Source organism: Oceanicola sp. D3 (assembly GCF_006351965.1).
Taxonomy (GTDB): Bacteria; Pseudomonadota; Alphaproteobacteria; order Rhodobacterales; family Rhodobacteraceae; genus Vannielia.
In genome coordinates, this window is record NZ_CP040932.1 from 3,536,842 (window position 1) to 3,557,488 (window position 20,647).

The 20,647-nt window shown below is 66.2% G+C and carries 28 protein-coding genes; 18 read left to right on the top strand and 10 right to left on the bottom strand.

The window, feature by feature from the left end; genetic code table 11:
• Positions 1-77: 77 nt before the first annotated feature.
• From polA to FHY55_RS17710, 9 genes are all read right to left on the bottom strand, one after another.
• On the bottom strand, positions 78-2,903 hold the full coding sequence (gene polA, locus FHY55_RS17670) for a DNA polymerase I (protein ID WP_140015443.1): 2,826 nt from the start codon (positions 2,901-2,903) through the stop codon (positions 78-80).
• Between the two features lie 118 nt (positions 2,904-3,021).
• Complete coding sequence (locus tag FHY55_RS17675) at positions 3,022-3,693, bottom strand: DUF2459 domain-containing protein (protein WP_140015444.1); 672 nt, start codon at positions 3,691-3,693, stop codon at positions 3,022-3,024.
• A gap of 109 nt (positions 3,694-3,802) precedes the next feature.
• The gene (locus tag FHY55_RS17680) at positions 3,803-4,495 is read right to left on the bottom strand and encodes a hemolysin III family protein (protein WP_140015445.1); all 693 of its coding nucleotides are present in this window, start codon (positions 4,493-4,495) and stop codon (positions 3,803-3,805) included.
• 78 nt (positions 4,496-4,573) lie between these two features.
• Positions 4,574-5,422: a DUF305 domain-containing protein gene (locus tag FHY55_RS17685; protein WP_140015446.1), complete on the bottom strand. Its 849-nt coding sequence runs from the start codon at positions 5,420-5,422 to the stop codon at positions 4,574-4,576.
• Positions 5,423-5,537: 115 nt separating this feature from the next.
• Positions 5,538-6,104 carry a F0F1 ATP synthase subunit B gene (locus FHY55_RS17690; protein WP_254695360.1) on the bottom strand — a complete coding sequence of 189 codons (567 nt, stop codon included), beginning with the start codon at positions 6,102-6,104 and terminating at the stop codon, positions 5,538-5,540.
• Positions 6,104-6,685, bottom strand: coding sequence for a F0F1 ATP synthase subunit B' (locus tag FHY55_RS17695; protein WP_140015447.1), 582 nt, complete (start codon positions 6,683-6,685; stop codon positions 6,104-6,106). The genes FHY55_RS17690 and FHY55_RS17695 overlap by 1 nt, the downstream gene beginning before the upstream one ends.
• A gap of 80 nt (positions 6,686-6,765) precedes the next feature.
• Entirely contained in the window at positions 6,766-7,002 is a 237-nt protein-coding gene (locus FHY55_RS17700) for a F0F1 ATP synthase subunit C (RefSeq protein WP_140015448.1), read from the bottom strand.
• Between the two features lie 56 nt (positions 7,003-7,058).
• On the bottom strand, positions 7,059-7,835 hold the full coding sequence (locus FHY55_RS17705) for a F0F1 ATP synthase subunit A (RefSeq protein WP_140015449.1): 777 nt from the start codon (positions 7,833-7,835) through the stop codon (positions 7,059-7,061).
• Position 7,836: 1 nt separating this feature from the next.
• Positions 7,837-8,163, bottom strand: a complete 327-nt coding sequence (locus FHY55_RS17710; protein WP_140015450.1) for an AtpZ/AtpI family protein — start codon at positions 8,161-8,163, stop codon at positions 7,837-7,839.
• A gap of 205 nt (positions 8,164-8,368) precedes the next feature.
• Between FHY55_RS17710 and FHY55_RS17715 the strand changes: the two genes are divergently transcribed.
• Positions 8,369-8,716, top strand: a complete 348-nt coding sequence (locus FHY55_RS17715) for a metalloregulator ArsR/SmtB family transcription factor (RefSeq protein ID WP_140015451.1) — start codon at positions 8,369-8,371, stop codon at positions 8,714-8,716.
• Positions 8,717-8,799: 83 nt separating this feature from the next.
• Here the strand turns inward: FHY55_RS17715 and FHY55_RS17720 are convergent, their stop codons facing one another.
• Positions 8,800-9,675, bottom strand: a complete 876-nt coding sequence (locus FHY55_RS17720) for a LysR family transcriptional regulator (RefSeq protein ID WP_140016179.1) — start codon at positions 9,673-9,675, stop codon at positions 8,800-8,802.
• 338 nt (positions 9,676-10,013) lie between these two features.
• On the opposite strand from FHY55_RS17720, the gene FHY55_RS17725 reads away from it, so the two are divergent.
• The 17 genes from FHY55_RS17725 (at position 10,014) to FHY55_RS17800 (ending at position 20,647) form a co-directional block, all read left to right on the top strand.
• Positions 10,014-10,520, top strand: coding sequence for a DUF4175 domain-containing protein (locus tag FHY55_RS17725; protein WP_140015452.1), 507 nt, complete (start codon positions 10,014-10,016; stop codon positions 10,518-10,520).
• Complete coding sequence (locus FHY55_RS17730) at positions 10,517-10,984, top strand: hypothetical protein (protein ID WP_140015453.1); 468 nt, start codon at positions 10,517-10,519, stop codon at positions 10,982-10,984. The genes FHY55_RS17725 and FHY55_RS17730 overlap by 4 nt, the downstream gene beginning before the upstream one ends.
• 2 nt (positions 10,985-10,986) lie before the next feature.
• Positions 10,987-11,556, top strand: a complete 570-nt coding sequence (locus FHY55_RS17735) for a hypothetical protein (protein ID WP_140015454.1) — start codon at positions 10,987-10,989, stop codon at positions 11,554-11,556.
• Positions 11,557-11,730: 174 nt separating this feature from the next.
• Complete coding sequence (ffh, locus tag FHY55_RS17740) at positions 11,731-13,224, top strand: signal recognition particle protein (RefSeq protein WP_140015455.1); 1,494 nt, start codon at positions 11,731-11,733, stop codon at positions 13,222-13,224.
• A 2-nt stretch (positions 13,225-13,226) separates the two neighbouring features.
• Positions 13,227-13,751, top strand: coding sequence for a GNAT family N-acetyltransferase (locus FHY55_RS17745; protein WP_140015456.1), 525 nt, complete (start codon positions 13,227-13,229; stop codon positions 13,749-13,751).
• A 1-nt stretch (position 13,752) separates the two neighbouring features.
• Positions 13,753-14,322 carry a GNAT family N-acetyltransferase gene (locus FHY55_RS17750; protein ID WP_168223051.1) on the top strand — a complete coding sequence of 190 codons (570 nt, stop codon included), beginning with the start codon at positions 13,753-13,755 and terminating at the stop codon, positions 14,320-14,322.
• Positions 14,319-14,855 carry a GNAT family N-acetyltransferase gene (locus tag FHY55_RS17755; protein ID WP_140015458.1) on the top strand — a complete coding sequence of 179 codons (537 nt, stop codon included), beginning with the start codon at positions 14,319-14,321 and terminating at the stop codon, positions 14,853-14,855. The genes FHY55_RS17750 and FHY55_RS17755 overlap by 4 nt, the downstream gene beginning before the upstream one ends.
• Entirely contained in the window at positions 14,852-15,382 is a 531-nt protein-coding gene (locus tag FHY55_RS17760) for a GNAT family N-acetyltransferase (protein ID WP_254695361.1), read from the top strand. Before FHY55_RS17755 ends, FHY55_RS17760 begins: the two co-directional genes overlap by 4 nt.
• Positions 15,379-16,050: a GNAT family N-acetyltransferase gene (locus tag FHY55_RS17765; protein ID WP_140015459.1), complete on the top strand. Its 672-nt coding sequence runs from the start codon at positions 15,379-15,381 to the stop codon at positions 16,048-16,050. Before FHY55_RS17760 ends, FHY55_RS17765 begins: the two co-directional genes overlap by 4 nt.
• A complete protein-coding gene (locus FHY55_RS17770) occupies positions 16,043-16,357 on the top strand; it encodes a chorismate mutase (protein ID WP_140015460.1) in 315 nt (104 codons plus the stop codon). The genes FHY55_RS17765 and FHY55_RS17770 overlap by 8 nt, the downstream gene beginning before the upstream one ends.
• 78 nt (positions 16,358-16,435) lie before the next feature.
• Positions 16,436-16,846 (top strand): 30S ribosomal protein S16, encoded by a 411-nt coding sequence (gene rpsP, locus FHY55_RS17775; RefSeq protein WP_140015461.1) that lies wholly within the window; start codon positions 16,436-16,438, stop codon positions 16,844-16,846.
• 123 nt (positions 16,847-16,969) lie between these two features.
• On the top strand, positions 16,970-17,650 hold the full coding sequence (locus FHY55_RS17780; protein ID WP_140015462.1) for a hypothetical protein: 681 nt from the start codon (positions 16,970-16,972) through the stop codon (positions 17,648-17,650).
• A gap of 107 nt (positions 17,651-17,757) precedes the next feature.
• On the top strand, positions 17,758-17,901 hold the full coding sequence (locus FHY55_RS20605) for a hypothetical protein (RefSeq protein WP_168223053.1): 144 nt from the start codon (positions 17,758-17,760) through the stop codon (positions 17,899-17,901).
• The gene (gene rimM, locus FHY55_RS17785) at positions 17,898-18,401 is read left to right on the top strand and encodes a ribosome maturation factor RimM (protein ID WP_140015463.1); all 504 of its coding nucleotides are present in this window, start codon (positions 17,898-17,900) and stop codon (positions 18,399-18,401) included. Before FHY55_RS20605 ends, rimM begins: the two co-directional genes overlap by 4 nt.
• Before the next feature lie 3 nt (positions 18,402-18,404).
• Positions 18,405-18,803 carry a hypothetical protein gene (locus FHY55_RS17790; RefSeq protein WP_140015464.1) on the top strand — a complete coding sequence of 133 codons (399 nt, stop codon included), beginning with the start codon at positions 18,405-18,407 and terminating at the stop codon, positions 18,801-18,803.
• An 87-nt stretch (positions 18,804-18,890) separates the two neighbouring features.
• The gene (trmD, locus tag FHY55_RS17795; protein ID WP_140015465.1) at positions 18,891-19,694 is read left to right on the top strand and encodes a tRNA (guanosine(37)-N1)-methyltransferase TrmD; all 804 of its coding nucleotides are present in this window, start codon (positions 18,891-18,893) and stop codon (positions 19,692-19,694) included.
• Between the two features lie 134 nt (positions 19,695-19,828).
• Positions 19,829-20,647, top strand: a complete 819-nt coding sequence (locus tag FHY55_RS17800; RefSeq protein WP_140015466.1) for a hypothetical protein — start codon at positions 19,829-19,831, stop codon at positions 20,645-20,647.

Genomic DNA, 20,647 nt, shown 5'->3' on the forward strand with positions numbered 1-20,647 from the left:
GCTTTCAGCGTGGTGGGCAGATTGCCCACCCTACCCGGCGCTCGTAGGGTGGGCAATCTGCCCACCATTCGTCCGGCTCAATGCGCTTCGGCCCAGCTGTCGCCCTGCCCGGCATCCACCTCCAGCGGCACGTCGAGGTGCACCGCCGGGGCGGCGGCGCCTTCCATGACCTTTTTCACCACGGCGATGGTGTCGTCGATGGCCGCCTCTTCGACTTCGAAGATGAGTTCGTCGTGGACTTGCAGCAGCATCTTGGCGGGCAGCCCCTCAATTGCCTCGGGCATCCGCACCATCGCGCGGCGGATCACATCGGCGGCGGTGCCCTGAATGGGCGCGTTGATCGCCGCGCGTTTGGCAAAGCCCGCGCCGGGGCCCTTGGCGTTGATCTCCGGCGTGTGGATCTTGCGACCAAAGAGGGTTTGCACGTGGCCGTGCTCCTTGGCGAAGGCAATCGTGCTGTCCATATAGGCGCGGATGCCGGGGAAGCGCTCGAAGTAGCGGTCGATGAAGGCCTGCGCCTCGGCGCGGGGGATGCGCAGGTTGCGGGCAAGGCCGAAGCCGGAGATCCCGTAAATGACGCCGAAGTTGATCGCCTTGGCCTGGCGGCGGATGTCGGGCGTCATCTCATCGAGCGGGACGTTGAACATTTCGGACGCGGTGAGCGCGTGAATGTCCTGCCCCTCGCGGAAGGCCTGCTTCAGCTCTTCGATGTTGGCGATATGGGCTAGGATGCGCAGCTCGATCTGGGAATAATCGAGGCTGACCAGCTTGTTGCCCTTCTCGGCCACGAAGGCCTCGCGGATGCGGCGGCCCTCTTCACTGCGCACGGGGATGTTTTGCAGGTTCGGGTCGGTCGAGGCCAGCCGCCCGGTGTTGGCGCCGGTGATGGCGTAGCTGGTGTGTACCCGGCCCGTCTCGGCATTGATGTGGGTTTGCAGCGCGTCTGTGTAGGTGCTTTTGAGCTTGGAGAGTTGCCGCCAGTCGAGCACCCGCGCGGGCAGGTCATGCTCAGTCGCCAGGTCTTCCAGCACATCCGCCGGGGTGCTGTATTTGCCGGTCTTGCCCTTTTTGCCGCCTTCCAGCCCCATCTTCTCGAAGAGGATATCGCCAAGCTGGGCGGGGGAGCCGACGTTGAAGCTTTCTCCGGCGAGTTCGTGAATCTCGGCCTCCAGCCCGGCCATCTTCTGGGCGAAGGCGTTGGACATGCGGGAGAGCGTGTCGCGGTCCACCTTTACGCCGTGCATTTCCATTTCGGCCAGCACCGGCACCAGCGGACGTTCCAGCGTTTCATACACCGTCGTCACCTTGGCGCGGTGCAGGCGAGGCTTGAAGACCTGCCAGAGGCGCAGGGTGATGTCGGCATCCTCGGCGGCGTATTTCACCGCCTCTTCCAGTGGCACCTTGTCGAAGGTGATCGCGGATTTGCCAGTGCCGATCAGCTCCTTGATCGGGATAGGGTTGTGGCCGAGGTAGCGCTCGGAGAGCGCATCCATCCCGTGGCCGTGCAAGCCGCCGTGCATGGCGTAGCTGAGCAGCATGGTGTCATCGAAGGGGGCCACCTTCACGCCGTAGCGGGTGAAGATCTTGGCGTCATACTTGATGTTCTGGCCGATCTTCAGGATCGCCGGATCTTCCAGCATCGGCTTGAGGGCATCGAGCGCCTCGTTCAGCGGCAATTGGCCCTCGGCGGGGGTTTCATCGGCGAAAAGGTCATCGCCGCTGCCCTTCACGTGGGCCAGCGGAATATAGCAGGCCTCGCCGGGGGGGACGGAGAGCGATATGCCCACCAGATCGGCTGTCATCTCGTTGAGGCCGGTGGTTTCGGTATCCACCGCCACATGGCCCGCGCTGGCCACGCGCATGAGCCAGTCGTCAAGCTGCTCGCGGGTGGAGACATGCTCGTATTTGGCGTGATCAAAGGGGATCTCGCTCGCCGTCGGGTCCGGCATGTCGGAGGCTTCGGCGCCGTCAGAGCCGCCGGAGGTGCCGGGCGTGTCGCCGATCACCGGGGCCTCTGTGCCAAACTGCTCGGCCACGCGCTTGGCCAGCGTGCGAAACTCCATCTCTGCGAGGAAGGCGAGCAGCGCTTCCGGGTCCGGGTCTTTCACCTCAAGGTCATCGAGGGTGAAATCCAGCGGGGTGTTGCAGTCGAGCTGGACGAGGCGCTGAGAGATGCGGATGAGCTCGGCGTTGTCTTGCAGGCTCTCGCGGCGCTTGGGCTGCTTGATCTCGCCGGCACGCTCCAGCAGCGTGTCGAGGTCGCCATACTCGTTGATGAGCAGCGCGGCGGTTTTGATGCCGATGCCGGGCGCACCGGGCACGTTGTCGGTGGAATCGCCGGCCAGCGCTTGCACGTCGACCACGCGCTCGGGCTTCACGCCGAACTTCTCGATCACCCCGTCCACGTCGATGCGTTTGTTTTTCATCGCGTCGAGCATTTCCACCCCGCCGCCGACCAGCTGCATCAGGTCTTTGTCGGAGCTGATGATCGTCACGCGCCCGCCTGCCTCGCGGGCCTGACAGGAGAGGGTGGCGATGATGTCATCGGCCTCGTAGCCCTCGATCTCTTCGCAGGCGACGTTGAAGGCGCGGGTGGCCTCGCGGGTGAGCGGGAACTGCGGCACAAGGTCTTCCGGCGCGGGCGGGCGGTTGGCCTTGTACTTGTCGTAGATCTCGTTGCGAAAGCTCTTGCCGGAATAGTCGAAGATCACGGCAGCATGGGTGGGGGCATCGGGCCCGGTGTTGGCCTCGATATACTTGTGCAGCATGTTGCAGAAGCCCGCGACCGCACCGATGGGCAGCCCGTCGGATTTGCGGGTGAGCGGCGGCAGCGCGTGATAGGCGCGGAAGATGAAGGCCGAGCCGTCGATCAGGTGAAGGTGGCAGCCTTTGCCGAATGCCATGGTGTGGGCCTCCCGAATGCGTTGCGGATTACATGCCACGGGGCGGCGGCGGGGGCCAGCCGGTTGCTGACAGGAGCGAGCGCATCGCGGTGGCGGCGTGGTGGGCAGATTGCCCACCCTACGGGGCGTGCCACCAGAGCGAGAGAGTCACGGCATAGGGCGTGGGCGTCCAGATGCCTGCGGGGTGGCCGGCGGCGCGCAGGGCCTCGGTGATCCATGTGTTGCAGGTGCGGAAGAGGTGGAAGCCTCCGTTTGCTTCGAAGAAGGCGTCGGTGTCGCTGAAGCCCGCGCCGCGCACCGCCGGGCCGCTGCGGGTGTTGGCGATGAGGGCGAGGAGCGCGGTGTATTGGCCTGCGGTGAGGCGGAGGCGCGGATAGTCGAACCCTTCGGGCAGCGCCCCGTAGACCTCGACGCGCAAAACCGAGGCATCGCCCGTGGCCGCCCGCAGCACGGTGGAGGCGGCAATGTCGCCGTAGCTGCCCGCCGTGGTGTAAAACCCGGCAGAGCCCCAGCCGACCAGCACATGCTGCACGCCGTGCGCCTCGACGGGCACGCCCCCCTCTGCCGCGAAGCCGAGGGCGGCGCGGGTTTCGGGCGTGGCGGGCAGGATGAAATCATAGTGGATCGGCCCGGCGATCAGCCCGACCTCCACCGGCGGCCCCTCGCCCGGCGCGACCTTGGCCACGGGCCCCGGCACAAGCGCACCGAGGGCCGCTGCGGTGAGGTAGAGACACGCCGCCACGAGCGGCCAGATCAGCGCATGCCGCGCCACGCGCCAGAAAACCCTCATCCCCCGCTCACTCTCACGGCCTCAACCTGCGGGCTAAGGTGCCACGCGGGCAAAGCAGTGCCAATCAACAAGGGGAATGCACCCGCAGGGGCGCGCGATTGAGCACCAGTCACACGGCCGATTGCGCGGCGTGCATGAAGACCGCGACGAAGAAGACGATGGAGGCGATGGCGACGAAGAGGTGCCAGATCGCGTTATGAAAGCGCATCCGCCCCAACATCAAAAACAGCGTGCCCGCCGAGTAGAGCCCGCCGCCCACCGCCATCAGCACGATGACGGGGGTGGAGGTGACGGCCAGCAGATCCTGCCCGCCGATCAGCACCGCCCAGCCCATGCCGAGGCACAGCGCCACGCCCACCGCGGTAGGGCGGCGAGGCAGGGCGAAATTGGCCACGGTGCCCACAACCGCCAGTGACCAGACAAAAACCAACAGCCCCTGCCCCGCCCCGGCCAGCAGCGCGAAGGGCGTGTAGGTGCCCGCGATCTTGAGATAGATCGCCGACTGGTCAAAGCGCAGCAGGGTGCGCCGCCATTCCGGGCGCGGCAGGTGGTTGTAGAGCAGCGAGCAGGTGAGCATTGCGATCAGGGTTGCCCCGTAGATCGACACGCCGAGAATGCCCATCGCATCGCCGCGCCACACCGCCGTGAGGGTAATGAGCACCGGCACGGCCCCAATCGCCAGCGCCAGCGCCGCGATATGCACCCATGCGTCCACCGCCAGCTCCACCCGGCTATAGGGGCGGGAGGCATGAGGCAGGATTTGAGCGTCGCTCATCTCACTCATTTCAGTCATGTCGGTCATGGCCTTAACCTATGCCCCCGGTGCGCGCCTGCAACCTAAATTGCCCCGGCCTAAGGAAACGTGACTGTCGTTGCCCGATCATTGGGCGCAGGACCAGAAGCCGCGGTAACCGCGCGTCGGACCTTGGGCGATGGAAAACACAAGCGCCGCGTCGGAGCGCAGCCCTGCCGCTTCGTCATCAAGCGGCGTGACCTCGGCCGCAATCCTGCCATCCGCAAAACGCCCCTCGCCGCCTGACAGGCTGAGGTAGGTGCCATTGAGAAGCATAGCGGCGGTATCTCCTTTGGCATTTGTCCAGAGAATCGGCGCATCGGCCTTGGTCTGGCGAAAGTTGCAGCCGCCGGTCGGGCCATCCACAAGTCGGGCAGCCTCGGCGGCGGTGAGGGGTGCGGGGTAAAGCGTGGAGAGGCGCAGGGTGTTTAGTGCGTCCTCCGCGCTGCCGGCCACGGGGGGCGGGTCTGCGTAAGCGCTTTCCACCACACGGCCCGCTTCCAGCTCGGCGACGAGCCAGCGCATCTCTGCAATCTCGCGGCGCTGCGCGGCGATGATTCCATCGGCCAGCTTGCGCACCCGTGCATCCTCGATGTCGGCGCGCCCCGAGGTCATCACCGCAATCGAATGGTGCGGGATCATCGCGCGCATGTAGCTGAGCCCGCCCACCGTGGCCTGGCTGCGGACAAGCCAGAGCGAGAGTGCGATAGCCACCGCCGCACCGGCGAAGATGCCCAGCTTCACCATCCGGCCCTCATACATTGCCCACATGAACCCCATCATGATCACCGCCATGACCGCGCCCATGAGCAGCGCCATGTAGAGCCGCGTTTCGGAAAAGAAGACGTGCCCGAGCGCATAGGTGTTGAGGTACATCAGGCCAAACATCACCACCGTGGAGGTGGCGATCATGGCGGCGAAGCGGGTGTAGGTCATGCGGCTCTCCTGCGGTGTCCTCTCCCACCTCAACCCGCGCACAGCCCTGTAAGGTTCCGCAAAAAAGCAAACGGCCGCCCCGAAGGACGGCCGCTGCAATGGGTTTTCCGGAGGGTCAGTGCAGCTTGGCACCGGCCTCTTCGATGGCGCTGTCGATCAGCTTGTTCGCCTCGGCGGCGCCCATCTGCTTGGCGATCACATCGCCAGCGGCGGCCACGGCCACCTGCACGGCGCGGTCACGCACGGAGCGCACGGCGGCGGCTTCGGCAGAGGCGATCTGCTCGTCGGCCCCGGCCAGACGGCGGGCGATGGATTTCTCCAGATCGACCTTGGCCTGCTCGGCGGCCAGCTTGGCCTCTTCCTTGGCATGGGCAACGATGCGCTCGGCCTGTTCGGCCACCTCGGCCTGCTTGCGCTCGAAGCCGGCCAGAACGGTCTGGGCCTCTTCGCGCAGGGCGCGGGCTTCATCGAGCTCGGCGCGGATCGTGTCGGCGCGCTTGTCGAGCAGCCCGGCGATCATCGAGGGCACCTTGAAGAACAGGAGCACGCCGATGAACAGCAGGAAGGCGATGAGCACAACGAAGTTGGAGTTGCGCAGCGAGAAGAACGGGCCAGACGCGGCCAGCGCGGGCGAGGCCGCGAAGGTGATGGCAGCGGTGGTGAGCCAGTAGCGGATCATCATCACGAGGCTCCTTTCAGCCGGGCTTCCACCGCGGCGTTGACGGCAGATGCGTCAGCCTTGCCACCGAGGGCCGAGACGATTTCGCCAGCCGTATCCTTGGCCACTTCCTCGACATTGGCCAGCGCGCTTTCACGGATTTCGGCAATCGCCTTCTCCGCTTCGGCAGTCCGGGCCGCAATCTCGGCATCGGCCTTGGCAATGGCAGCGTCCACGTCTTTCTGGACGTCGGCCTTGGCCTCGGCAGCAATCGCCTGTGCCTCGGCGCGGGCATCGGCCAGCGCCTTCTCATAGGCTTTCTCGGCCTCACCGGCCTTCATCTTGAATTCTTCGGCCGCCGCGATGTCATTGGTGATCGTGCCGGAGCGCTCGGCCAGAACCGCGGCGATGCGCGGCAGGGCGATGCGGCTCAACACGAAGTAGATCGCGACAAGCGTGACGAGGAGCCAGAAGATCTGGTTGGGGAACCAGTCGAAGCACAGCTGCGGCATGCCGATGGCACCGCCATCGGGCCCGACACAGCGGCCAGCCGCCTCAAGATCGGCGGGGCTGACGTGCTCGGCTACAGAGTTTTCAGTTGCCATGGGCTCTCTCCGGAAACCTTAAAGGGACACCGGGGGACGCGGATCGCTGCCCCCCGGCCGTAAGGATCAGAAGTTTTGCCTCAGACGGCGAACATCAGCAGAAGCGCGACGAGGAACGAGAAGATCCCCAGGGCTTCCGCAAATGCGATGCCGATGAACATGGTGGCCGTCTGGCCGCCAGCGGCGGAGGGGTTGCGCAGAGCGCCGCTGAGGAAGTTGCCCACAACATTGCCCACACCGATAGCAGCGCCGCCCATGCCCACAGAGGCCAGGCCTGCACCGATGAAAGCACCCATTTGAACGATATCGCCTTCCATGTCGAATTCTCCTTACGTTGGAATTGGCTAGAAACTTGGTTGTCTGACCGCCGGCCTTAGTGGGCCGGGTGCAGCGCGTCTTTCAGGTACACGCAGGTCAGGATGGTGAAGACATAGGCCTGGATGAAGGCCACGAGCAGCTCGAGCGCGTAGATCGCGGTGATCGCCAGGATCGACAGCGGCGTAACCGCGATGCCGACGGCAGAAAACAGGACCAGCGGCGCGAAGGCTGCGAAAACTTTGATCACGGCGTGACCGGCCATCATGTTGCCCATCAGACGGATGGAGTGGCTGACCGGGCGCACGAAGTAGCTGATGACCTCGATCAGCGCGAGGATCGGGCGCAGCGCCAACGGGGCCGAGGAGACCCAGAACAGCTCGAGGAAATGCGCGCCGTTCTTCACGAAGCCGATCACGGTGACCGAAATGAAGACGAAGAGCGCCAGAACCACGGTAACCGCAAGGTGCGAGGTGGTGGTGAAGGCACCGGGCAGCAGGCCCAGCACGTTCGCCAGCAGGATGAACATGAACAGCGTCATGATGTAGGGGAAGTACTTGAGCCCGTCCTTGCCGCAGACATCCTCGATCATCTTGTGCACGAGGCCATAGGCCATTTCGGCGACCGACTGGCTGCGCGACGGGATCACCGCACGGCGGCGGGTGCCGATGACGAGCAGCAGGATCACGGCAAGAACGGTGAGGGCCATCCAGAACGTCACGTTCGTCGGGGTATACCACGCCACCGGGCCGTCTCCGAAGAGCGGCTTGACCATGAACTGGTCCATCGGGTGGAACGCGAGGCCGTCCTCTGCGCCGTGGGCTTCTGTCGCCATGTCAGTCCCTCTTCTCGTCCTCTGCCCCGCTTGGCGGAGCGTTTTGAAACTCTGCTGCCGTGCGCATCATCACGCGAACACCGGCGGCAAAGCCCAGCAATGTGAACAGCAGCAGGAAAACAGGCAGCGTTCCGAACAGAACGTCGAGCCCGTACCCGATGCCAAAGCCGATCCCCAGACCGGCGACCAGCTCGATCACCATGCGCCAGCCCTGCGAGGCGGCGTGGTAGTGATCGTCTTTCGGCGGGGGCGGCGCGTATTTGGCCCTGTGTGCCAGAAGCTTTTCGTCAAGCTCCCGCAGCTTCTGCTCGTCGTCCGAGCCGGCCATGCTGTGCCCCCATCGACAGTTGCGCGGAAACTAGGGAGCAGGGGCGGCAGAGTCAATTGGCTGGATTTCGGGTTAAGGTATTGATTTTATTTGAGAGTGCCAGCCTGTCGCAGGGGTATTTTTGAGCGGCCCAGCGGTTTGGGAGCGGTTTCGTATATTCAACCAAACGGTTGACGATAGCCGGGCTCCGCCCTACCGCTGCGCCATGACCCCGCGCCCGCGCCCCTCGCTCGACACCGTCTTCGCCGCCCTCGCCGACCCGACCCGGCGGGCGATCCTGACGATGCTGCTTGAGGACGACATGGCCGTCACGGATGTGGCTGAGCCCTTCGAGATGAGCCTAGCGGCGATCTCCAAGCACCTCACCATCCTCGCTGGCGCGGGCCTGATCAGTCAGGAAAAACGCGGGCGGGTTAAGTGGTGCAAGCTGGAGCCCGATGCGCTGAAGGGCTCGAGCGTGTGGATGCAGGGGTTTGGCCAGTTCGAGCCGGTAAACCTTGATGCCTTCGAGCGGTTTCTTGGCGCGGAGCTGGGGCTCGGCGGCGAGGAATAGCCCGCCGGGGCAGCTCTTCGCGGCCCCGCGGCCCCGTCATCGCAGCTGCGAAGAGGGCCGCACGGGCCGATGAGCAGCCTCTGTCAGAAGCTGCCCGGATCGAAATCGTCTTTCAAATGCGTCAGGATCGACTGCACCTTGGCGGTGCGGTGCAGGTCCACATGGGTCACCAGCCAAACGGTGGCCGTCCACGCTTCACGCGGGGCCATCATCTGCACGAGGTCCGGCGAGCGGTCGCCCACGGCGGAGGGCAGAAACCCGATGCCAGCCCCGGCGCGGATCGCGTCGACCACCGAGCGCTGCGCCGAGGCGCGGTAGCTGATGCAACGGTCGGGCACCATCTCGTGCAGCCAGCGATAGAAGGGTGCGCGGCTTTCGCGGTCATCCTCTGAGACAAAGCGATGGCGGGTCATGTCGGCCTCGTCCAACTGGCCCATCTCTTCTACATATTCGCGGGTTGCATAGAGCGCGTGCGACATATCGAAGAATTTTTGCACCACGTTGTCGGGCTGATCGGGCCGTTTGCCTGCGCGAATGGCCACATGCGCCTCGCCATACTCCAGCCGAAACAGCCGCTCGTCTGTCATGAAGCGCATCACCACCTGCGGATTGGCGCGGCTGTAGCGGGCCAGCGTGGCCGTCAGCGAGGGCGAAAGCGCGGGGATGGAGGTGACGATAAGTTCGCCTGTCACCTCTTCGCCCCGGCCCTTGATCCGGCCCGCAAGCTGCGAAAACTGGTCATCGGTGGCCTTGGCGACCTGCAACAGGTCCAGCCCGGCTTCGGTGGCGGTGTAGCCACGCGCGTGCCGCTGGAACAGTTTGGTGCCCAGCCGCTGCTCCAGCGCGTCGATGTGGCGTATCACCGTCGCGTGGTGCACGCCCAGCGCGTCGGCCGCGCCGGACACCGTGCCAACACGGGCCACGTGGTAAGCTGTGCGCACCTCATCCCAGGCATCCAGGCTGTTCATCCGTCGCCCTCCGGCAGAAATATGTTCACCATCCAACATGAGCCACAACCTTCCTGTTTTCTGTGCGCCCATGCAAGGGCGATAGCTATTCTGAACCGTTCAGTATAGTTTACCACGTTCCGCTGCTACCGCAAGAAGCCTCTGCTCTTTTCACAACCGCTCAAGCCAATTCCTGCCAAGCTGCTGCATCGCGCCCTTTAGGATAGCCATGAGCGATACGGAGCCTGCGGCCAATTCCGTCGCATTTGGCAAAACTTTCTGCACCGCTCACCCAGCGAAGGCACCGCCCCGGCTTGACGCCGGGCCAACGGCGGGCCTCAATACGGAATATGGGAGAGGACCACAGCGAAAGCATCACGGCAAACGGCACGGGCCCCCGGCTCACGCTGCGCAGCCATCCGCCGCCCCAGCCTTGGGCGGTGTGGCTGGCACTGGCCGGGGCCGGGCTGGTGGTGGCCGGCCTGCTCCTGCGCACCCCCACGCTGACGCCGCTGCTTGGTGTGTCCGGCATTCTTGCCGCGCTGCCGCTGCTCTGGGGCCTGCGCCCCGGCCCGGTCACGGTGATCGACCGCCGCGCGGGGCGCATCGAGGAGCGCAACGCCTTGGGGCGTGTGTGCCGCTCGGCCAGCTTCGGGCAGGTCGAACGGGTGACATGCGATCACATCACCCTGCCCTCCAGCTCGCCGGATGGCCCCGAGTTCACCATCTACCGCACCTTGCTCATCACCGCTGACGGCCCGGTCACGGTTTGCGGCTTCGGCGCCCCCGGCCCGGCCCGCAAACTGAAGACCAAACTGGAGCAGTGGCTCCCCACCTCCCCAACCAGCACCCCGTGAAGGTCACGGAGCGGACGGCAGACAGGCTCGTGCTGCGCTCCTCCTCGCTGTGGATCGGGCTGTTATTGCTGACGCTCGCCCTGCTTCTCGGCGGCTTCGGGCTGGCCGACATCATGGAAGAGCGCGGCGAGAATGGCGGCTGGTTTGCCCTGCCGGTCGGGCTCGCGCTGTTGGCGCTGGCAGTGCTGATGCTACTGAGCCCGGTGGACTATGTGATCAACCGCGCCGATGGCACCCTGCTGCACATCCGCCGGGGCCGCTGGGAGCGCGTGCTGAAGCGCCATGAGGTGCCCGGCCTCTCCCGCGCGGTGGCCGAAAAAGTGGCGCGGCGCACCGGGCGGGGCGGCACGCGTTGGCGGGTGCGGGTGCTGAGCCAAGGCCAGCCGGTGACGCTGACCACCGCAAGCGGACGCCGCCGCGCCGAGCGGCTGGCGGGCACGGTGAATTGCTGGTTGGGGGTATAGCCATGAAGGTGCTCTCGGACACGCCGGACAGGCTGGTGCTGCAACAGGGCGCGGGCCGGGGGCCGGTGGTGATCTTTGCCATCGTCGTGGTGGTGTTCCTCGTCGGCTTCATCGTGATCGCAACCGCGCCCTCCAGCGGGATGCCCATCGTCCTGTCGGTTGGCGGGGCGCTGATGGTGCTCTTCGCGCTCGCCTGGGCCTATATCCTCGCGGTCGCCACCCATACCACCGAAATCACCTTTGACCGGCGGGCCGACAGCATCACCTTTCGCCACCGGGCCGTGCTGCGCGCTCGCCATGACACCATCCGGCTTTCACAGATTACCGGGGTCGCGGTAGAGCGCGCCGAGCGTCACATGCGGCAGGACGATCCGCAGACCGGCAAGCGCCGCCGCGTCCTTGACGTGGCCTACCGCCCGGTGCTGCTGACCGAGGCCGAGCCGGTGCCGCTGTTCAGCACCTTCACCAATGAAGACACCGCCAAAGAGCCCGCCCGCGCGGTGCTGCACTGGCTTCTTGGCGAGGACGCCCCAGAGCCGCCTCTGCTTGACTCACAGGGCGGGCCGCCTTAAACGCCCTGCAAACCTTCGGAAGTGGCACAACTTCCGGTCCTGCCCCGGTTCAGGATCGCCCCCCGTCAGCGAGTTTCGCCCACGGGGGCGCAACTGCATTCGGGCTTGCGATATGAGCCGCCCGCCCCATCTGGGGAAGGCACATCCCGAAAAGGCCTAAGGAGGGCCGAGAGCATGTTTGAAAATCTGTCCGAACGTCTCTCTGGCGTCTTCGACCGGCTGACCAAGCAGGGCGCGCTTTCTGAGGATGACGTGAAGACCGCGCTGCGCGAGGTGCGTGTGGCGCTTCTGGAGGCGGACGTTTCGCTGCCCGTGGCCCGGGACTTCGTGAAGGCGGTGCAGGACAAGGCCACCGGGCAGGCCGTGACCAAATCGGTCACCCCCGGCCAGCAGGTGGTGAAGATCGTCCATGACGAGCTGGTCCATGTGCTCGAAGGCGAGGGCGAACCGGGTGAGCTGAAGGTGGATAACGCCCCTGCCCCAATCCTGATGGTCGGCTTGCAGGGCGGCGGTAAAACCACCACCACCGCCAAGATCGCCAAGCGGCTGAAGGAAAAGCAGAACAAGCGGGTGCTGATGGCCTCGCTCGACATCTACCGCCCCGCCGCCATGCAACAGCTTGAGGTTCTGGGCCGCCAGATCGGCGTGGATACCCTGCCGATCGTCGAGGGCCAGAGTGCCGTGCAGATCGCCAAGCGCGCCCAGCAGCAGGCGACGATGGGCGGCTATGACGTGTATATGCTCGACACCGCCGGTCGCCTTCAGATCGACGAAAAGCTGATGGGCGAGGTTGAGGACGTGCGCAACGCCGTCTCCCCGCGCGAGACGCTTCTGGTGGTCGATGGTCTCACCGGTCAGGTCGCCGTTGAGGTGGCCGAGGAGTTCGACGGCAAGATCGGCATATCCGGCGTGGTCCTCACCCGGATGGACGGCGACGGCCGCGGCGGTGCGGCGCTGTCGATGCGGGCTGTCACCGGCAAGCCGATCAAGTTCGTCGGCCTTGGCGAGAAGATGGAGGCGCTGGAAGAGTTCCGCCCCGAGCAGATCGCCGGCCGCATCCTCGGCATGGGCGACATCGTGGCCCTCGTCGAGAAGGCGCAGGAGACCATCGAGGCCGAGCAGGCCGAGCGGATGATGAAGCGCTTCCAGAAGGGTCAGTTCAACATGAACGACCTGAAGATGCAGCTCGAGCAGATGCTCAAGATGGGCGGCATGGAAGGCATGATGAAGATGATGCCCGGCATGGGCAAAATGGCCAAGCAGGTGGAAGAGAGCGGGTTTGACGACACCATCTTCCGCCGCCAGATCGCGCTGATCCAGTCGATGACCAAGCGCGAGCGGGCCAACCCGGCGCTGCTTCAGGCCTCGCGCAAGAAGCGGATCGCCAAGGGCGCCGGGCAGGAAGTCAGCGAGCTGAACAAGCTGCTGAAGATGCACCGGCAGATGGCCGACATGATGAAGAAGATGGGCAAGGGCGGCATGCTGAAACAGGCCATGAAGGGCATGTTCGGCAAGGGCGGCCCGAGCGAGGCCGATCTTGCGGCGGCGCAAAAGCAGATGGGCGGTGCGATGCCCAAGGGCCTCGGCGGCATGCCCGGCGGCGGCCTGCCCGGCCTTGGCGGCGGGGCCCTGCCCCCCGGCCTCAGCGGGTTTGGCAAGAAGAAGTAACCATGCCCTCCGCCCCCACCATAACCACCGAGCGGCTGCGCCTGCGCCCCCACCGGATCGAGGATTTCGAGCCGATGGCCGCGCTGTTTGCGACCGATTGGGCGCGCTACATGGGCGGCCCGATTTGCCGCAAGGAAATGTGGTATTGGCTCTCTTCCGAGGTGGGAAGCTGGACGCTGCTGGGGCACGGCAGCCTTGCGATTGAGCTGCGCGAGAGCAACGCCTTCATCGGCCAGATCGGCCTCACCAAGCCCGAGCAGTTCCCCGAGCCGGAGCTTGGCTGGTGCGTCTGGCCCGAGTTTGAAGGCAAGGGCTACGCCTTCGAAGCGGCGCAGGCCCTGCTGGCCTGGGCCTGGGCCAACCTGCCCGCGGCAACCGTCGTCAGCTACATCGACCCGGAGAATGACCGCTCCATCGCGCTCGCCCGCCGTCTCGGCGCGGCGGAAGACGGGCAGGCCGCGCGCCCCGATGGCGAAACGCCCGAAGACACGGTGGTGTATCGCCACCCCCGCCCGGAGCACGCCTGAGATGCCCGATATGAACCGCGCCCCGCATGAACGCCCCATTCCCGGGGCCGCCGCAAAGCTGGCCGCGCAGGTCTCTGCCCTGCTGCCGGTGGCCGACACCGCCCGCACCCGCCTGCGCCCGGCCACGCTGGCAGACTTCGATGTCTTCGCCGAGATCGCCTGCGACCCGGTGCGCGGCGCGGGCATGGGCGGTGCGCAGGACCGTGAGAGCGCGTTCCGCGAATATGCCGCCATGGTCGGCTGCTGGCTGCTGCGCGGCCACGGGCTTTGGGCGGTGATGCACGAGGGCGCCTGCGCCGGTTTCGTCCAGATCGGCTTTGAGCCGGGCGACGAGGAGCCGGAGCTTGGCTGGTTTTTCACCGAAGCCTACGAAGGCAAGGGGCTGGCCCGCGAAGCCGCCGAAGCGGCGCGCGAAATCGGCTTTTGCCTGCTCGGTCTGCCCTCGATGGTCAGCTACGTCGACAGCTTCAACAGCCGCTCCAACGCGCTGGCGCAGCGGATGAACGCCGACCGCATCCCCTCGCCCAACCCCGATCTGTTCATCTGGCGCCACAAGAGGCCGGACCAATGATCCCGACGCTGGAAACCGAGCGCCTCGTGCTGCGCGCGCCCGAGATGGGCGACTTCGAGCCTTTCGCGGCGTTCTATGCCTCGGAGCGGTCGAAGTTTGTCGGCGGCCCGCTGAACCGCGAGGGCAGCTGGCGGATGCTGGCGATGGAAATCGGCCATTGGACGCTGGCAGGCTTCGGGCGCTGGATCGTTGACGTCAAGGGGGGCGACAAGACGGCAGGCCTCGTCGGCCTCTTCGCCCCCGAGGGCTGGCCCGAGCCGGAGATCGGCTGGGATCTGTTTGAAGGCCACGAGGGCAAGGGCTATGCCACCGAGGCCGCGCTCGCCGCCCGCGCCTACGCCTACGACGTGCTGGGCTGGCAAACGGCGATCAGCCTTGTGAAGCCGGGCAACGCAGCCTCCGCCCGCGTGGCCGAGCGGATGGGTGCGCGGCCTGACGGCGACTTTGTGCACGAACGCCACGGCACCGTGCACATCTGGCGCCACCCCGGCCCCGCAGACACCGCCGAGGGCGGCATGGAGGCCTACGCATGAGCCGCATGTCCGCCCTGAACATCCCGGTGATCGAAACCGAGCGCTGCATCCTGCGCGCGCCGGAAGAGCGCGACTTTCCCGCTGCTGTCGCCTTTGGCGAATCTGAGCGCTCCAAATGGGTCGGCGGCCCCTACCCGCGCCGCGCGGCCTGGGGCGTACTGTTGGCCTCCATCGGCCATTGGGCGCTGCGCGGCTACGGCCAGTGGATGATCGAGGACCGCGCCACCGGCGAGGCCGCCGGGCGCACCGGCTTCCTGTTCAACGACGGCTGGCACGAGCCCGAAATCGGCTGGTGGCTGCACGATGGTTTCGAGGGCCGGGGGCTGGCCTTTGAGGCGACGCAGGCGGCACTCGCCTATGGCGCCGAGCACTTCGGCATCGACGGCCCGATCTCTTACATCCGGCAGGGCAACACCCGCTCCGCCGCCTTGGCCGAACGGCTGGGCGCCGCGCCCGAGCGTGAGGTGGAGTTCTTCGATGCGCCCTGCGTGATCTGGCGTCACCCGAAGCGGGAGGCAGCCGCATGAGCCAGCCCCCCGAAATCTTCACCGGCAACCCGCTGGAAAACCCGCTGACCGTGCCCGGCCCGCGCCCGGTGACGATTCCCACGCTGGAGACCAAGCGCCTGCGCCTTGAGCCTCCCGCGCCCGAGGATTACCCGAACTTCAAGGCCACCTTCGCCTCCTACCGCAGTCGCTTCATGGGCGGGCCGCTTAACCCCTATGAAAGCTGGATGCTCTATGCCGCCGAGATCGGCCACTGGCAGATCCGGGGCTTCGGCATGTGGATGATCCACCTCAAGGAGACGGGCGAAACCGTTGGCATGGCCGGCGGCTGGGCCCCTGCAGGCTGGCCCGAGCGCGAGATTGCCTGGATCATCTGGCCCGAGAAGGCCGGCAAGGGCTTTGCGCTGGAGGCAACCGACCGGGCGCGGCGCTATTTCTACCACGATCAGGGCTGGGAGGGCGCGGTGAGCTACCTCGACCCCTATGACCTCAGCTCGATCAAGCTGGCCGAGCGGCTGGGCTGCACCAAGGACAAGGAGGCCCCGAGCATCGGCAACGATGAGGCCGCCGTCTATCGTCACCCCAGCCTCGAAACCCTGCGCACCACCCAGTTGGGCGACGGGATCGCGCTGGAAATCGAGCACCATATCGACCCGATCTTCAAACCAAAGGGAGGCACCGTTGACTGACGCGACCACCACTCAGGACGACGCCACCCGCGCCGCTCAACTGCTCAAGGGCCACCGCGAAAGCATCGACCGGCTCGATGCCATCCTTGTCTACACCCTCGGCGAGCGCTTCAAGCACACCCAGGCCGTGGGCGTGCTGAAGGCCGAACACGACCTTCCCCCGTCCGATCCCGCCCGCGAAGCGGTGCAGATCGCGCGGCTCGAAGACCTTGCGAAACGGGCCGACCTCGACCCGGAATTCGCCAAGAAATTCCTGAACTTCATCATTCAGGAAGTCATCCACCACCACGAGGCACACCAATCGTAGGGCGCCCCCGCCCTCATCAACTGTAGGGTGGGCAATCTGCCCACCACGCACCCCGCCATTCCAAAGGAGAAACTCACAATGGCCATGAAAATTCGTCTTGCACGCGGCGGCTCCAAGAAGCGCCCGTTCTACTCCATCGTCGCTGCCGACAGCCGGATGCCCCGCGACGGCCGCTTCAAGGAGAAGCTCGGCACCTACAACCCGCTGCTCCCCAAAGACAGCGAAGACCGCGTGAAAATGAACATGGAGCGCGTGCAGTACTGGCTCGATCAGGGCGCCCAGCCCACCGACCGGATCGCACGGATGCTCGAAGCCGCCGGCGTGCGCGAGAAGACCGAGCGCAACAACCCCAACAAGGCCAAGCCGGGCAAGAAGGCCGAAGAGCGCGCCGAGGAGAAGGCCGCCAAGGCTGCTGCCGCCGCCGAAGCCGCCAACGCCCCGGCTGAAGAGCCCGCCGAGGAGGCTGCTGCCGAAGAAACCGCCGAGTAACCCGGCGTGGCTGACGCGCGGGATCGCCCGGTGCGGGCACTCGTCCACATGGGCTTTCACAAGACCGGGACGACCTCTGCCCAAGCGTTTCTGCGCGCCAATGCCAAACATCTCTGGCCAGTCATGGCCCTCGGGCTCCGGCAACAGCTGGAGCCCGTTCTTTTTGCCACCCGCGGATTTTCCACATGGCGAGACCCGTTCTCGCTGGAAAAGCTGCGGCGGCGCTTTTCTGACTACCTCGCCGGGCTCGACCTTGGCCGCAAACGCGATCTGCTTCTCTCGTCCGAAGAGCTATCGGGCCATATGGCGGGCCGCACCGGGCTGCCCAGCTACGCCGCGGTGCCGGAGATTGCCGAGGTTCTGGAGCAATGCATCATCGAGCGGTTCGGGCCACAGACAGAGCTCTGCTTTTTCTTCTCCCTGCGCGACGCCGGACCTTGGCTGCAAAGCGCATGGGCCGAGCACGTGAAGAGCTCGCGGATGGAGCTGGATTTTGAGACCTTCAGCGCGGCCAACCCAATGGCTGCCGATTTTGCCCCGGTGATCGAGGCCACCCGCGCGGCGGTGCAAAGCCCGGTCAAAACCGCGCGGCTGGAAGAGCTTGCCGAGGCAGAATTTGGCCCGGCCACCCCGCTGCTGGATCTCATCGGCCTGCCAGAGGCCCGCCGCGCCAAGCTGAAGCCCCCGCGCCACATGAACCAGCGCCGCGACCCGGAGGTGTTGGAGGCCCTGCTGGAGCTCAACCGCTCCGACCTCGACAAGGAGGCGCTGAAACAGGCCAAGGAGGCGCTGCTTGGCCGCTAGCGCCGGCACCTGCGAAGAGGGTCATCGGCCCGATGAGCTGCCTGCCGACCCTTGTCGCGCCGCTTCCCCATTGCCCCGCCCCCGGCAAATCCACTAACAACCGCCCCATGTTCTGGCTTTTGCGCAAACTCCTCATCCCCGCCGCCGCCTTCGCCTTTGGCTATGCGGCCCATTGGCAACTGGCCGTCGATGCCTGCGACGCGGCGGGCGGCACCTATGGCGGCCACATCTGTGTGGGAGATGGCAAATGAGTGAAGAGATGATCTGCGTCGGCGCGATCGGCGGGGCCTTCGGGGTGCAGGGAGAGGTGCGGCTGAAGAGCTTTTGCGCCGAGCCCACCGACATTGCCGAATACGGCCCCCTTGCCACCGAAGACGGGGCCCGCAGCTTTACGGTCACCCTCACCCGCCCGCTCAAGGGGGCCCTCGGCGCGCGGCTGACCGGCATCACCACCAAGGAGCAGGCCGACGCGCTGAAGGGCACGCGGCTTTACGTGCCCCGCACCGTGTTGCCGGCCCTGCCCGATGACGAGTTTTACCATTCCGACCTGATCGGCCTCACCGTCACCGATGCTGGTGGCGAGAAGCTGGGCCAGGTGCAGGCGGTGCATGATCATGGCGCGGGCGACCTGCTGGAAATTCGCCGCGTTGGCAGCAGTGACAGCTTTCTCATCCCCTTCACCCGCGAGGCCGTGCCAACCGTTGATCTGGCAGCAGGCCGCATCGTCGCCGACCCGCCCGAGGAGAGCTGACCGATGCGCTTGCGGCTCTTCTGGCTTGCCATCGCCGTGCTCTACATCGCGCCTGTGGCGGCGGGGCTTTATGGCGCGGGCTGGTGGGCCGTGGCGGGCTTCGGGGCGATCTTTGCCGTGTTCAACTTCGCCATGGAGCGCATCCCGCCGCAGCCGCTGCTCGCCGCCGCCTCGCTGGCCGTGGTCGCCGCGCTGGCGCTGGTGCTGCTGGCCTTCGGTTGGGGCCTGCGCCCGCTCACCGGCTTTGCCGCCATGCTTCCCGTCTGGCCGTGGCTCGCGCTTGGCCTCGGGGCCACCGCGCTGGCCCGCCTCGCCTTCCCGCCCCGGCTCAGCCGCGAGCTTGATGCGCTGGTGGATGACACCACGCGCCGCGTTGAAGAGGCGAGCCGGGCCGATGACTAGCCTCACCCCCGACATTGCCGCCTCGATGCGCTTCGCCACTGCGCTCGGCCCTCACGCCGAACGCCCGACCACAGGCAGGATCGTCGAATGAGTGACAGCCCCAAGAGCCATGGCGCAAAGTCGCACGGGCGCCTCTCCATTTCGGCCTCGCGCACCCCGCGAGACCTGATGGGCCCCGGCCCGCGCCTTGCCACTTCATGGACCGCAAAGGTCATAACCCTCTTCCCCGAGGCCTTCCCCGGCGTGCTTGGCCAGTCACTCACCGGGCGGGCGCTGGAAGAGGGCAAATGGGCGCTCGAAACCCTGCGGCTGCGCGACTACGGCAAGGGCCGCCACCGCAATGTCGATGACACGCCCGCAGGCGGCGGCGCGGGCATGGTGCTGCGCGCCGATGTGGTGGGCGAGGCGCTGGAGGAGGCCGCATTGGGCACCCCGCCCGACCGGGCCGAATGGCCGGTGCTCTATGCCTCGCCGCGCGGCAAGCCGTTTGATCAGGCCATGGCCCGCCGCTTTGCCGCCGGGCGCGGGCTGACCTTGCTGTGCGGGCGGTTTGAGGGCGTGGATGAGCGCGTGCTGGAAGAGTTCGATATCGAGGAGGTGTCACTCGGAGACTTCGTGTTGACCGGCGGCGAGATTGCCGCGCAGGCGATGCTCGATGCCACCGTGCGCCTGCTGCCGGGCGTGCTCGGCAATGAGGCATCGACGGAAGAAGAGAGCCATTCCAACGGGTTGCTGGAGCATCCGCAATATACCAAGCCTGCCACATGGCGTGGGCGGGCGATCCCCGAGGTGCTGCTGTCGGGCCACCATGGCCGGATTGCCGACTGGCGCCGCGAGATGAGCGAAAAGCTCACGCAAAGCCGCCGACCCGACCTTTGGAAGAAGCGCTAAAAGCGCCCCTGCGGCCCACGCGGAGATGGGCCTGAGAAAACCCATTTGCCCCGCGAATTCCTGCCCTTTGCCACGCATTCGCCGGGTTTACTGCTCAAATCTGCGTCGAATTCAGACGGCTTTGAGGCAGAACATTGGGCAAACTACTCGAACTCCCCGGATTGGCCTTCGGCTTTCTGGTTCTACTGGGTTTGGTGCAGGCCTTCCCGCAGGCTGCTGTGACGGTTGTTTTGCCGCTGCTGCCGGTGATCTGCGTGGTGCTGCTGCGCGAGCTGATCTGGCCCGATGCGATGGCCGCCAAACGCGCCGCACGAGATGATGCGCACCGGCAGGCCCGGGCCGAGCGCCGGAGGAGCCGTTGGGCCAGTGCCGCCACAAAGGCCGCCCCGGCAACTCGACGGGCCGAGCGCAGCACCGGCCCTGCCGCCAAGGCCAACCATCTCATCGTCGAGGGCTGGCTGCCCTTCCTGCGCGCCATGCCGCCCGACGTGGAGCTGTGGGATGACATCGCCACCCAGTTTGACGGGCTGGAAGGCGACCGCCTCGCCGCCGCGTTCTGGATTCTCGAACAACCGGCCTGCGACCGCGCCACCGCATGGCACTTCATTGCCGGAGCGGTGATGGGCAGCCTGCTGGAAGAAAACGGGCGCTGGGGCCGCGAGCGGGCAATTCAGCGCTGGAACGTTGTGGTAACCCGCTGGAACGCAGGCTTTTATCGCTACCACGCGTTGCCGCTGGACGGGCCGGTTTGCAGCCTGACGGCAGAAGCGCTGGAGGCCCGGCTGCTGCGGCTGGAAGCCCGGCACAACACGCAAGTGCCGCGCCCGAAGTTTCCCCAGGAGATCGACAGGCCGACAAGCAGCCTCGCCCATTCCACGCGCTCCGGCTTCAGCTTTGCAAGCGATCTGGGCCTCCTGCGCCACCATGAGCCAAAGGCGAAAGAAGCCGCCTGA